Source organism: Bradyrhizobium sp. Leo170 (genome assembly GCF_004296405.1).
GTDB lineage: Bacteria > Pseudomonadota > Alphaproteobacteria > Rhizobiales > Xanthobacteraceae > Bradyrhizobium.
Window position 1 is genome coordinate 63076 of record NZ_PSRR01000003.1, and the last position, 13687, is coordinate 76762.

The window sequence follows — 13687 nt, forward strand, 5'->3', positions numbered from 1 at the left end:
GCCATCGCCCCCTTGCCCGCCGTCAATCACGCCCTATCTCACGATTTGGTGTTTACTGACGATTATTGACATTCGTCAGTGATCAATCAATACTCTTCATCAGACATCAGCCCGATGGAGAGACCGATGTTCGCCCATTCTATTTTCGCGAATTATTACAAGCTTTTAGCTGGCACGCTGCTGGCGCTGGCGGCGATTTCGCTGGCCGGCTGTGACGAAACGGTCGCCGAGAAAGCCGATCCCGGGCGTCCGGTCCTGGTCTCCATGGTGCATTATGAGGCCGAAACGCCCGAGCGTAGCTTTGTCGGCACGATCAAGCCGCGCATCGAGAGCGACATGGGCTTTCGGGTGGCCGGCAAGGTCGCAAAGCGCCTCGTTGAAGTCGGCCAGACCGTCGATATCGGCCAGCCGCTCGCCACCCTTGATGAAGTCGACCTGAAACTGCAGGCAGAGCAGGCCGAAGCCGAACTTCGCGCCGCCACCGGCGTGCTGGCGCAGGCGGCCGCCGCCGAGCAGCGCGCCAAGGATCTGCGCGCCAAGGGCTGGACCACGGATGCTCAGATGGACCAGGCGCATGCGGCCGCAGACGAGGCCCGCGCCCGCCTCAACCGCGCCGAACGCTCGGTCGAGCTGACCAAGAACTCTCTTTCTTATGCGACGCTCGTTGCCGATACCCGCGGTGTCGTCACCTCGACCCTGATCGAGCCCGGCCAGGTCGTGGCCGCCGGCCAGACCTCGATCCGCGTGGCGCGGCTCGGCGAAAAGGAGGCGGTGGTCGCGATCCCCGAGACCTTGCTCGGCCGCGCCAAGACCGGCGTCGCCACCGTGACGCTGTGGTCGGAAGCGGGCAAGAAGTACGCCGCGAAGCTGCGCGAGGTCGCCCCCTCGGCCGATCCCGCCACCCGCACCTATCTCGCCAAGTTCTCGCTGCCGGAAGCTGGCGATGACGTCTCGCTCGGCATGACGGCGACGCTGACGCTCGCCGATGCCGAGACCGAGCGCGTGGCGAAGCTGCCGCTGTCGGCGCTGTACAGCCAGGGCGGCGATCCCTCGCTCTACGTCGTCAACGATGCCGGCGAGATCTCGCTGAAGCCGGTCAAGGTGAAGGCCTATGAGAGCAATTGCGTCGTGATCGCCGGCGGCGTCGAGGAGGGCGCGAAGGTGGTGGCGCTCGGGGTGCAGAAGCTCGACCCGGCCCAGAAGGTCCGCGTCGTCGCGTCGCTGTCGTTCTGATCCGTCGGCTGTAAGCGGTTTTGGATATTGGAGGGTGACATGAAGCGCTTCAACCTGTCGGGCTGGGCGGTGAGCCATCCGACCCTGATCCTGTTCCTGATGATCGCGCTCGGCGCCGCCGGCTTCTTCTCCTATCAGAAGCTCGGCCGCGCCGAGGATCCGTTCTTCACGGTGAAGGTGGTCAACGTCTCCGTGATCTGGCCCGGTGCAACCGCGAACGAGATGCAGACCCAGGTCGCCGACCCCATCGAGAAGAAGCTGCAGGAACTGCCGTTCTTCGAGAAGGTGCAGACCTATTCCAAGCCGGCCTTCGTGGCGATGCAGGTGACATTCCGCGATTCGACGCCGCCGAAGGACGTGCCTTATCTCTTCTATCTCCTGCGCAAGAAACTGGTCGACGTGCAGGGCCAGTTGCCGCAAGGCATCCTCGGCCCGGTCGTCAACGACGAATTCTCCGACGTCGATTCCATCCTCTACATGATGACCGGCGAGGGCGCTGACTACGCGCAGTTGAAGAAGGCGGCCGAAGGCTTTCGTCAGCGGCTGCTGCGCGTGCCGGGGGTGACCAAGGTCGACTTCTACGGCACCCAGGACGAGCGCATCTATGTCGAGTTCTCGCACGCCAAGCTCGCCACGCTCGGCATCACCCCGCAAGCGCTGTTCGACTCGCTCGCCAAGCAGAACAACGTAACCCCGGCCGGCACGGTCGAGACGTCCTCGCAGCGCGTCCCGCTGCGCGTCACCGGCGCGCTCGATGGCGCCAAGGCGGTGGCCGAGACGCCGGTCGAGAGCAACGGCCGCGTGTTCCGATTGGGCGATATCGCAACGGTCACCCACGGCTTCGTCGATCCGCCGAGCTTCACCGTGCGCCAGGAAGGCAAGCCCGCGATCGGCATCGGCATCGTGACCGCCAAGGGTGCCAACATTCTCGAGCTCGGCAAGGACGTCGAGAAGGCGACCGCCGAATTCATGAAGGCGGTGCCGCAGGGCATCGACGTCGAGCAGATCGCCGACCAGCCCAAGGTGGTCGAGCATGCCGTCAGCGAGTTCGTGCATTCCTTCATCGAGGCGCTCGCGATCGTGCTGTTCGTTTCCTTCCTCGCGCTCGGCTGGCGCACCGGCATCGTGGTGGCGATGTCGGTGCCGCTGGTGCTCGCGATCGTCTTCATCGTCATGAACGCGATGTCGCTCGACCTGCACCGCATCACTTTGGGTGCGCTGATCATCGCGCTCGGCCTGCTCGTCGACGACGCCATCATCGCGGTCGAGATGATGGTGGTGAAGATGGAGCAGGGCTGGGACCGCTTCCGCGCCGCATCGTTCGCGTGGGAATCCACGGCGTTTCCGATGCTGACGGGCACGCTGGTCACCGCGGCCGGATTCCTGCCGATCGGCTTTGCCAATTCGGCGGTCGGCGAATATGCCGGCGGCATTTTCTGGATCGTCGCGATCGCGCTGGTCGCCTCCTGGTTCGTCGCGGTGATCTTCACGCCCTATATCGGCGTAAAGCTGCTGCCCAACATCAAGGTGCACCACAACCACGATCCGCACGCGATCTACGAGACCCGGCTTTACCGCGGTTTGCGCGCGGTGGTGCAGTGGTGCGTCAATCACCGCGTCACGGTGGTGGCATCAACGGTCGGCGTGTTCGTCGCCTCGATCGTCGCCTTCGGCCACGTCCAGCAGCAGTTCTTCCCGCTCTCTGAGCGCCCCGAGCTGTTCCTGCAGCTTCGCCTGCCGGAAGGCACCGCCTTCAACGTGACCGAGAAGGCCGTCAAGAAGGCCGAGGACCTTTTGAAAGGCGACAAGGATATTGCGACCTACACTGCCTATGTCGGCCAGGGCTCGCCGCGCTTCTGGCTCGGCCTCAACCCGCAACTGCCGAACGAGGCCTTTGCCGAGATCGTGATTCTGTCCAAGGACGTCGAGGCGCGTGAGCGCATCAAGGCCAAGATCGAGAATGCGGCCGCCAACGGCGCGTTGAACGAGGCGCGCGTGCGCGTCGACCGCTTCAATTTCGGCCCGCCGGTCGGCTTCCCCGTTCAGTTCCGCGTGATCGGTCCCGACGCAAGCAAGGTGCGCGATATCGCCTACCAGGTGCGCGACATCATGCGGCAGAACCAGAACGTCAAGGACGTGCAGCTCGACTGGAACGAGCAGTCGCCCTACCTGAAGCTCGTCGTCGACCAGGACCGCGCCCGCGCGCTCGGCCTGACCCCGCAGGAGGTCTCGCAGGCGCTGTCGATGCTGATCTCGGGCGCGCCGGTCACGACCATCCGCGATGGCATCGAGAAGGTCGGCGTGGTCGCCCGCGCCGTGCCGTCCGAGCGGCTCGATCTGGGACGCGTCGGCGATCTCACGATCACCTCACGCAACGGTGTCGCCGTCCCGCTTCAGCAGATTGCAAAAATCGAGTATGCGCATGAGGAGCCGATCCTGTGGCGGCGCAACCGCGACATGGCGATCACCGTGCGCTCCGACGTCGTCGACGGCGTGCAGGCCCCTGATGTGACCAACCAGATCTCGCCCAAGCTCAAGGAGATCCAGAACCATCTCGAGCCGGCCTACCGGATCGAGCCGGGCGGCGCGTTCGAGGAATCGGCCAAGGGCAATGCGTCGATCTTCGTGCTCTTCCCGATGATGGTGCTGGTGATGCTGACGCTGTTGATGATCCAGTTGCAGAGCTTCTCGCGCCTGCTACTGGTCTTCCTGACGGCGCCGCTCGGCATCGTCGGCGCGTCCCTCGGGCTCAACGTCGCCAACCAGCCGTTCGGCTTCGTGGCGCTGCTCGGCCTGATCGCGCTCGCCGGCATGATCATGCGCAACACCGTGATCCTGGTCGACCAGATCGAGACCGATGTCGCCCACGGCCTGACCCGGAAGGAGGCGATCGTGGAGGCCACCGTCCGCCGCGCCCGCCCGGTGGTGTTGACCGCGCTCGCCGCGATCCTGGCGATGATCCCGCTGTCGCGCTCGGCGTTCTGGGGCCCGATGGCAATCACCATCATGGGCGGCCTGTTCGTCGCGACCTTCCTGACGCTGTTATACCTGCCGGGCCTTTATGCCCTGTGGTTCCGCAAGAGCCTGGAGGAGAGCGGCGCGGGCGAGAAAGCCGCTTCGGCGGCGCAGCATGACGGCAATGCGCGCCCGGCAATTCCGCTTGCTGAAGCGGCTGAATAGTTGAACAGTGAAGACATAATTGAGTCCCGACAAATGACGCTGGTTTCGGAACATATCGAGAGTGACACCCGGGAGCGGATTCTCGTGGTGGCCGAACGGCTGTTCCGCCAGATCGGCTACCAGAAGACCACGGTCGCCGACATCGCCAAGGAGCTCCGGATGAGCCCGGCCAACGTGTATCGCTTCTTCGATTCGAAGAAGGCGATCCACGAGGGCGTGGCGCGGACGCTGATGGGCGAGGTCGAAGTCGAGGCGCAGAAGATCGTGCGGGCACAGGGCCCGGCGACTATTCGCCTGCGCGACCTGATGAAGACCGTCAACCGCATGAACACCGAGCGCTATGTCGGCGACTCGAAGCTGCACGAGATGGTCGAGATCGCGATGCAGGAGGACTGGGACGTCTGCGTCGCCCATATGGAGATGATCGCCTCCACCATCGGCCAGGTGATCGGGCAGGGGGCGGCCTCGGGCGAGTTCGATGTTCCGGACGTGCACCTCGCCTCGCTCTGCGCCACCACCGCCATGATGCGCTTCTTCCACCCGCAGATGATCGCCCAATGCGCCACCAAGCCGGGCCCGACCATCGACCAGATGATCGATTTTGTGATCGCGGGCCTCTCGCCGCGTGGTAAATTGACGAACTAACATCATCCTGGTCATTCCGGGGCGATGCGAAGCATCGAGCCCGGAATCTCGAGATTCCGGGTCTGGTCCTTCGGACCATCCCGGAATGACGGCGCATCCTCGAGGAATTCAGCGTGACCGCGAAAGACCTGCATTATTACGAGCCGAAGAACGGCCACGGCCTCAAGCACGATCCCTTCAACGCCATCATCGCCCCGCGCCCGATCGGCTGGATCTCCTCGCGCGACGCCAAGGGTAACGTCAACCTCGCGCCCTACAGCTTCTTCAACGGCTTCTGCTACGTCCCGCCGATCATCGGCTTCTCCTCCACCTCCTGGAAGGACAGCGTCGCCAACATCCAGGAGACCAGAGAGTTCGTCTGGAATCTCGCCACCATGGATTTGGCGAAGCAGATGAACGCAACCGCCGCCCACGTCGCCCACGATATCAGCGAGTTCTCGATCGCGGGATTGACCGCGGCGCCGAGCAAGATCGTCAACGTGCCGCGGGTGGCGGAGAGCCCGGTCTCCTTCGAGTGCAAGCTGACCCAGATCGTCCAGCTCCAGGACGCCAATGGCGAGAAGGCGCAGGCCTGGCTCACGTTAGGGGAAGTCGTCGCCGTCCATATCGACAAGGCCATGATCAAGGACGGCGTCTACCAGACCGCCGCCGCCCGCCCCATCGTCCGCGCCGGCCGCCGCGCGACTATTTCGAGATCCGGCCCGAGGCCATGTTCGAGATGGTCCGCCCGGACTAGCCGCGACCGTGTAGCTGTAGGGTGGGCAAAGCGCAGCGTGCCCACCACCGCGAGCCGAGTGTTGATGGTGGGCACGCTACGCTTTGCCCACCCTACATTTTCTTCGTCCGGAACTGGCACTGTATCCTCGCCGTTATCTCGATCGACCGCGTCAATTCGCGCCAATTTGCCAGCGAAGCGTTCACTTCTGTCGGCCACTTTCCGCTAAAATATGCCGGAACGCGTCGCCGATCTCGAGGATACTGCCATGAGTTTCCGCCGCGATGTCATCACTAAGCCGATCTTCGGGTTCGCCCGCGGCGTGATGCCGGCCATGTCGGACACCGAGCGCGAGGCGCTGGAAGCCGGCGACGTCTGGTGGGACGCCGACCTGTTTTCCGGCAATCCCGACTGGTCGAAGCTGCTGGCCTATCCGCAAGCCGAATTGACGGAAGAGGAAAAGGCCTTCCTCAGCGGCCCCGTCGACGAGCTCTGCAAAATGCTCGACGAATGGAAGATTTTCTGGGAATGGCGCGACCTGCCGCGCGAGGTCTGGGATTTCATCAAGCGCGAGAAATTCTTCGGCATGATCATCCCGAAGGAGTTCGGCGGCCTCGGCTTCTCGCCTTACGCGCATTCCGAGGTGGTGCGAAAACTCTCCTCGCGCTCGCTGACCGCCGCCGTCACCGTGATGGTGCCGAACTCGCTCGGCCCCGGCGAGCTCCTGATGCGCTTCGGCACCAGGGAGCAGCAGGAGAAATGGCTGCCGCGCCTGGCCTCCGGCCGCGACATCCCGTGCTTCGGCCTCACCAGCCCCGAAGCAGGGTCGGATGCGGCCTCGATGGTCGACACCGGGATCATCTGCAAGGGCAATTTCGAGGGCAACGAAGTGATCGGCCTGCGCCTCAACTGGCACAAGCGCTACATCACGCTCGGCCCGGTCGCCACCTTGCTCGGCCTCGCTTTCAAGGCTTACGATCCCGATCATCTCGTCGGCGACCAGGAAGAGCTCGGCATCACCGTTGCACTGATCCCGACCCACCTGCCTGGCGTCGAGATTGGCCACCGCCATCTGCCGGCAATGCAGGTCTTCCAGAACGGCCCGAACTGGGGCCGCGACGTCTTTATCCCGCTCGACTACATCGTCGGCGGCAAGGAGCGGCTCGGTGAGGGCTGGAAGATGCTGATGACGGCGCTCGCCGCCGGCCGCGGCATCTCGCTGCCGTCATTGTCGGCCGCCGGCGCCGCCTATGCCGCGCGCACTACCGGCGCCTATGCCCGTACCCGCGAACAGTTCGGCATCTCGATCTCCAAATTCGAAGGCGTCGAGGAGCCGCTGGCGCGGATCGTCGGCACCACCTATTTGCTCGACGCCGCGCGGCGGCTGACCTGCGCCGCGCTGAACGCCGGCCATCACCCCGCGGTCATCTCCGGCATCATGAAACTGCACGCCACCGAGCGGATGCGGATCGCGATCGACGACGCCATGGACATCCATGGCGGCAAGGCCGTGATCGACGGCCCGCAGAATTATCTCGGCAATCTGCATCGCGCGGTGCCGGTCGGCATCACCGTGGAAGGCGCCAACATACTCACCCGCAATCTCATCGTGTTCGGCCAGGGTGCGATCCGCGCGCATCCGTACCTGCTGGAGGAGATGACAGCGCTCGGCGAAGCCGACCGCACCAAGGGCCTGGATGCCTTCGACAAGGCGTTGTGGAAGCACATCGGCCACACCTTCAAGACCCTGTTCCGCGCCATGGGCCGGAGTTGGACCTTCGGCTTGTTCGCGCCGGCGCCCGATGCGGGCGATGCCACGAAATTCTACCGCCAGCTCTCGCGCTATTCCTCAGCCTTCGCAATTTGCGCCGACATGGCGCTGCTCACGCTCGGCGGCGCGCTCAAGCGCAGGGAGATGCTCTCGGCCCGTTTCGGCGACATCCTCTCCGAGCTCTATCTGCTCTCCGCCGCGCTGAAGCGCTGGCAGGATGAAGGCCGGCAGAAGGAAGATTTCGCCGCGCTCGAATGGTGCATGGCGAGCGGCTTCAAAACCATCGAGAACCGTTTTGCGGAGATTCTCGCCAACCTGCCGAACCGGTTCGTGGCTGTAATCCTGAAGTTCTTGATCCAACCGTTCGGCGCCCGTGTGCTCGGCCCCTCCGACCGCGTCGTGCATCAGTGTGCCGCCCTTGTGCTGGAGCCATCGGACGCGCGCGATCGAGTCACCCCCGATCTCGCCTTCGTCGAGGACGACGGCGGCGTGGCGCGGCTGGAAAAGGCCTTCCGCCTGGTCGCCGCGACCGAGGATATCGCGAAGCAGATGCGCGCCGCGCGCCTGCGCGATCCGGATGAAGCGGTGAAGAAGGGCGTCATCACGCAATCCGATGCCGATAAGCTAGTCGCCGCCCGCGCGGCGGTCGCCGCGGTGATCGAGGTCGACGATTTCGCGCCCGAGGCGCTGTCGCCGATTTACAGGAAGGGTGCCGACGTGCATCAGTTCTTCCAGGAATTGGGAGAGCAGAGGGCTGCGAGCTGATGGCGCGACCGGTCTTTATCGTCGACGGCAGCCGTACGCCGTTCCTGAAGGCGCGCTCCGGTCCAGGGCCGTTCACGCCTGTTGACCTCGCCGTGCAATGCGGCCGGCCGCTGCTGGCGCGGCAGCCGTTCGCGCCCGATAGCTTCGACCAGGTGATCCTCGGCTGCGTCAATGTCATTGCCGACGAGATGAACCCGGCGCGCGTCGCGGCGCTCCGGCTTGGCATGGGCGAGAAGATGGTCGCCTTCACCGTGCAGATCAATTGCGGCTCCGGCATGCAGTCGATCGACACCGGCTATCGCTACATCCGCGAAGGCACAGCCGATCTCATCCTCGCCGGCGGCGCCGAGGCGCTGAGCCATGCGCCATTGGTCTGGCCCAACGCCGGCGTGCGTTGGTTTGCTGGCCTTGCCGGCGCCAAGAGCATGGGTGCGAAGATCGCCGCCTTCTTCAAGCTCCGTCCCGGCTATTTCAAGCCGATCATCGGCCTGGAGCGCGGGCTCACCGATCCCATCACCGAGCTCAACATGGGCCAGACCGCCGAGGTCGTCGGCCATCTCTTCGGCATCACCCGCGCGCAATCGGATGCCTATGCCGCCGAGAGCCACCGCCGCCTGGCAAAAGCGCAGAGCGAAGGCTGGCTGAAGGGCGAAGTCGAGACGTCGTTCTCGCGCGACGGCAAGTTCTACGATCACGATGACGGCGTCCGCCCGGACTCGACGCCGGAGACGTTGGCAAAACTGAAGCCGGTATTCGAGCGGCCGTGGGGACAGGTCACCGCGGGCAATTCCTCGCAGATCACCGACGGCGCCTCCTGGGTGATCCTCGCGTCCGAAGAGGCGGTGGCAAAGCACGGGCTGAAGCCGAAGGCCGTCATCCTCGACAGCCAGTGGGCGGCGCTCGATCCTGCTATCATGGGGCTCGGCCCCGTGCTGTCAGCGACCGCGCTGCTGAAGCGCAACGAACTGACCCTGCAGGATGTCGAGACCTGGGAGTTGAACGAGGCCTTTGCGACACAGGTGCTCGGCTGTCTTGCGGCCTGGAACGATGAAAAATTTTGCCGCGAAATTCTCGGCCTCGAGGGCGCGGCGGGCGAGATCGATCGAGCGAAGCTGAATATCGATGGCGGCGCCATCAGCCTCGGCCATCCCGTCGGCACCAGCGGCAACCGCATCGTGCTGCATCTCGTCAACGCCATGAAGCGGCTCGGCACGCGGCGCGGCATCGCCACCGAATGCATCGGCGGCGGGCAGGGCGGCGCCATGCTGATAGAGACGGTGTGATCATGGATTCGCAGATCATGAACATCCTCGCCGACCGCGTGCTCGAACTCGGGCCCGTGCCGGAAGCCGGTCCCTACAAGCATTTCAGGCTGACGCGTGATGGCGACGGCATCGCCTGGCTCCTGTTCGACCGCGAAGGCGCCAGCGCCAACACGCTGAACGCCGAGGTGCTCGAGGAATTCGATGCGGTGCTGTCTTCGCTCGAAAGCCAGCGTCCGACCGGCCTCGTCATCCGCTCGGCGAAGAAGAGCGGCTTCATCGCCGGTGCCGATGTCAATGAATTCCGCGGCGCCAGCGATGCGCGCTTGGTCGAAGCCGAGATCGGCCGCGCGCATGCGGTCATCAACCGGCTCGAAGCGCTGCGCGTGCCGACGGTCGCCGTGATCCACGGCTTCTGCCTCGGCGGCGGCCTCGAAGTCGCGCTGGCCTGCCAGTCGCGGATCGCCATTGATGGCGCGCGCTTCGGCTTTCCCGAGGTGATGCTCGGCCTGCATCCCGGCTTAGGTGGCACCGTGCGCTTCACGCAGCTCGTCAATCCGATGCAGGCGATGAGCCTGATGCTGACGGGCAAGACCATCGATGCGCGCCGGGCCAAATCGCTCGGCCTAGTCGATGCGGTGACGCAGGAGCGCCATGTCAGGAACGCGGTGAAGGACGCGGTGTTCGGCCGCCTGAAGCGCGCCAGGCCCGGGTCGGTCAACACGCTCCTGAACTTCGGCCCGGTGCGCGGCTTTCTCGCTTCGCGCATGCGCAGCGAGGCCGCCAAGGCCGCGCCGCAGGCGCACTATCCCGCGCCTTACGCGCTGATCGATCTCTGGGAAAAATACGGCAGCGAAAAGTCGGCGATGCTGAATGCGGAAAAGCGTTCCTTCGCCGAATTGATGGTGACGCCGACCGCGCAGAACCTGATCCGCGTCTTCTTCCTGCGCGAGCAGATGAAGAAGCTCGCAGGCAGCGGCAACAGGATCGCGCATGTCCACATCATCGGCGCCGGCGCGATGGGCGGCGATATCGCCGCCTGGTGCGCAGGACAGGATCTGCGCGTTACGCTGTCGGACATGAAGCCGGAGCCGATCGCGGGCGCGATCAAGCGCGCCGACGATCTCTACAGGAAGATCATCCGCAAGCGCACGGACGTGCGCGATGCGCATGATCGGCTGATCCCGGATATGGACGGCGAGGGCGTGCGCAACGCCGACCTCATCATCGAGGCGGTGCCGGAAAAGCTCGAGCTGAAGCAGAAGGTCTATGCCGGCATCGAGCCGAAGATGAAGCCGGGCGCAATCCTTGCGACCAACACCTCCAGCATCCCGCTGCAGGATTTGCGCGCGACGCTGGAAAAGCCGGAGCGCTTGCTCGGCCTGCATTTCTTCAATCCGGTCTCGCGATTGCAGCTCGTCGAGGTCGTCAGCCATGACGGCACCGACGCCGAGCTGTTGAAGCAGGCGCTTGCCTTCGTCGGCGCCATCGACCGCCTGCCGCTATCAGTGAAGAGTTCGCCCGGCTTCCTCGTCAACCGCGCGCTGACGCCCTACATGCTGGAAGCGATGCTGCTGCTGGATGAGAAGGTCGATAAATCAGTCATCGATGCGGCCGCGAAGAAATTCGGCATGCCGATGGGGCCGATCGAGCTTGCCGACCAGGTCGGCCTCGATATCTGCCTCGACGTTGGCGACATGCTGCGCTCGAAATTCGGCGACCTGTTGCCGCCGACGCCAGCCTGGCTGCGCGAAAAGGTGACGAAAGGCGAACTTGGCCGCAAGACGGGCAAGGGTTTTTACGTGTGGAAGGATGGTAAGCCAGACAAGACGTCCGCTGTGACATCGACCGCCGAGCCGACACAGGAGATGATCGACCGCCTGGTGCTGCCGATGTCGAATGTCTGCGTCGCCTGCCTGCGTGAAGGCATCGTCGACAATGCCGACGTGGTCGACGGCGCGATGATCTTCGGCACCGGCTATGCCCCGTTCCGTGGCGGTCCGCTGAATTACGCCCGCACGCGCGGTGTCGAGAATGTAGTGTCCACCTTGCAGGCACTCGAGCAGAAGTTCGGCGGCCGCTTCGCGCCCGATGCCGGCTGGGAGAGTTTCAAGTGACTGACACGACCGTTCCGATGGCGCAAAACGAGCCGCAAGGCGATCTCTGCATCCGCACGCTGGCGATGCCGGCGGATACCAACGCCAATGGCGATATCTTCGGCGGCTGGCTGCTCAGCCAGATGGATCTCGGCGGCGGCGTGTTCGCCTCGAAGGTCGCGCGATCGCGCACGGTGACGGTCGCGATCGAAGCGATGAATTTTCGTAAAGCCGTCTATGTCGGCGATCTCGTCTCCGTGCACGCCAACCTTGTGCGGATCGGCCGCACCTCGATCACCGTCCATCTCGAAGCCTGGGTGCTGCGCCGCAAGGAACGGCAATCGATCCTGGTCACCGATGGCAATTTTACTTACGTCTCGATCGACGACCATGGCCAGCCGCAGCCGATCCAGCGCGACGGCGCCACGCTTGCGACGTAACCAAGACGTCTCCTCGCTTACACACAGTTGTTATCAGCCGCTCGTATCCCACACCTCGTGAGAGCAGGTGATTCGGTGTTCGGGAATGCGGCGATATCAGGACAATTCGCCGCGCTGGCCATCGCTTTTCGCGGGACGCAGCAGTGATGAAAGCGCGGAACGATCAGGCTCCCATCACGTTATAGGCCCGCACTTCAATTGGGACTGGGAAATGTCTGATACCTACATCATCGAAGTCGGCTCCAATCCGGCCGGCATCGTCGTGCGCGATGAGCGTGGCTATCGCTTCTTTGCGGCCAGTCCTGAATTCAACCGATTGGAAGGCCAGCTCTTCCGCAACGCCCGCGAAGCCGAGCGCGCCGCACGCCGCCTCGCCGACGGCGAGCTGAAGCTGGCATCATAGATTCCAGGAAGCCCGTAGCCAGGATGGAGCGCAGCGCAATCCGGGGAGACGCCATGCCGTGCCGTTTCCCGGATTACGCTGCGCTCCATCCGGGCTACAACTAGCGCGTTGACCTTGGCGCCAAACCGCCGCAGCATGCGGCTTTCGATGTCGCAAGGTGCCGCCGTGCCCGTATTGACCCATCGCCAGACCGAGATCCTAAACCTCGCGCGCGCCTTTGGCCGCGTGATGGTGGAGGACCTTGCCAAACGTTTCGAAGTCTCCGCGCAGACCATCCGCAAGGACCTCAATGATCTCTGCGACCGGCGTTCGCTGACGCGCATCCATGGCGGCGCGATCATCGCCTCCGGCGTGGAAAATCTTGCCTATGAGGCGCGGCGGTTCGTCGCCGCCGAAGAGAAGAAGGCGATTGGGGCGGCAGCCGCCGCGCGCATTCCGAACGGCTGCTCGCTGTTCATCAATATCGGCACCACCACGGAGGAGGTCGCGAGCGCGCTGACCTCGCATGAGGGGCTGCTCGTCATTACCAACAACCTCAATGTCGCGATGCTGCTGTACCGCCATCCCCGCATCGAGGTGGTGGTGGCGGGCGGTACCGTGCGGCGCGCCGACGGCGCCGTGGTCGGCTCGACCGCGACGCAACTGATCGGCCAGTTCAAGGTCGACTACGCGATCATCGGCGCGTCGGCGATCGACGAGGAGGGCGCGCTCCTGGATTTCGACTATCGTGAAGTCCAGGTCGCCCAGGCCATCATCGCCAACGCGCGCAACGTGATGCTGGTGGCGGACTCAACAAAACTCCGCCGCAGCGCCCCGGTCCGCATCGCCCATATCAGCCAGATCCAGACCTTCATCACCGACACCGCATTGCCGGCGGGACTGGCGAACATCTGCCACAGCAGAGGCATCGAGGTGGTCGTGGCGATGGACAAGCCAGCGGCCGACATCGACGACACCACACCCGAGCCCGCGCCAGTGACGCTGCGGAGCGTGTAGCAGCGCTGGTGGCCTCGCCCTTCGAGACGCCCGCTTCGCGGCCTCCTCAGGGTGAGGGGATAGATGCGAGCGCGCCGCTCTCTCCTCCACATCATTGCGAGCGCAGCGAAGCAATCCATCCCTCCACTCGCGCAGGCATGGATTGCTTCGTCGCTATCGCTCCTCGCAATGACGGAAAGGA

At 64.4% G+C, this 13687-nt stretch carries 9 protein-coding genes and 1 pseudogene; all 10 read left to right on the forward strand.

All coding sequences use genetic code 11. The features are described from left to right. Window positions 1-126: 126 nt before the first annotated feature. The 10 genes and pseudogenes from CWO89_RS01100 to CWO89_RS01145 all read left to right on the forward strand — a co-directional run bounded on the left by CWO89_RS01100 (window position 127) and on the right by CWO89_RS01145 (window position 13506). Entirely contained in the window at window positions 127-1233 is a 1107-nt protein-coding gene (locus CWO89_RS01100; protein ID WP_130576830.1) for an efflux RND transporter periplasmic adaptor subunit, read from the forward strand. 39 nt (window positions 1234-1272) lie between these two features. Continuing rightward, entirely contained in the window at window positions 1273-4413 is a 3141-nt protein-coding gene (locus tag CWO89_RS01105; protein WP_130576831.1) for an efflux RND transporter permease subunit, read from the forward strand. A 33-nt stretch (window positions 4414-4446) separates the two neighbouring features. After that, a complete protein-coding gene (locus tag CWO89_RS01110; RefSeq protein ID WP_130576832.1) occupies window positions 4447-5058 on the forward strand; it encodes a TetR/AcrR family transcriptional regulator in 612 nt (203 codons plus the stop codon). A gap of 113 nt (window positions 5059-5171) precedes the next feature. After that, window positions 5172-5794 (forward strand): annotated as a pseudogene (locus CWO89_RS01115) (flavin reductase family protein). A gap of 247 nt (window positions 5795-6041) precedes the next feature. After that, on the forward strand, window positions 6042-8309 hold the full coding sequence (locus CWO89_RS01120; RefSeq protein WP_130576833.1) for an acyl-CoA dehydrogenase: 2268 nt from the start codon (window positions 6042-6044) through the stop codon (window positions 8307-8309). Further along, window positions 8309-9592 carry an acetyl-CoA C-acetyltransferase gene (locus CWO89_RS01125; protein ID WP_130576834.1) on the forward strand — a complete coding sequence of 428 codons (1284 nt, stop codon included), beginning with the start codon at window positions 8309-8311 and terminating at the stop codon, window positions 9590-9592. Before CWO89_RS01120 ends, CWO89_RS01125 begins: the two co-directional genes overlap by 1 nt. Window positions 9593-9594: 2 nt before the next feature. Continuing rightward, the gene (locus CWO89_RS01130) at window positions 9595-11688 is read left to right on the forward strand and encodes a 3-hydroxyacyl-CoA dehydrogenase NAD-binding domain-containing protein (protein ID WP_165420941.1); all 2094 of its coding nucleotides are present in this window, start codon (window positions 9595-9597) and stop codon (window positions 11686-11688) included. 17 nt (window positions 11689-11705) lie between these two features. Beyond that, a complete protein-coding gene (locus tag CWO89_RS01135) occupies window positions 11706-12107 on the forward strand; it encodes an acyl-CoA thioesterase (protein WP_130576855.1) in 402 nt (133 codons plus the stop codon). 211 nt (window positions 12108-12318) lie between these two features. Continuing rightward, a complete protein-coding gene (locus CWO89_RS01140; RefSeq protein ID WP_130576836.1) occupies window positions 12319-12510 on the forward strand; it encodes a hypothetical protein in 192 nt (63 codons plus the stop codon). 147 nt (window positions 12511-12657) lie between these two features. Next, a complete protein-coding gene (locus CWO89_RS01145) occupies window positions 12658-13506 on the forward strand; it encodes a DeoR/GlpR family DNA-binding transcription regulator (protein WP_463698670.1) in 849 nt (282 codons plus the stop codon). Window positions 13507-13687 lie beyond the last annotated feature (181 nt).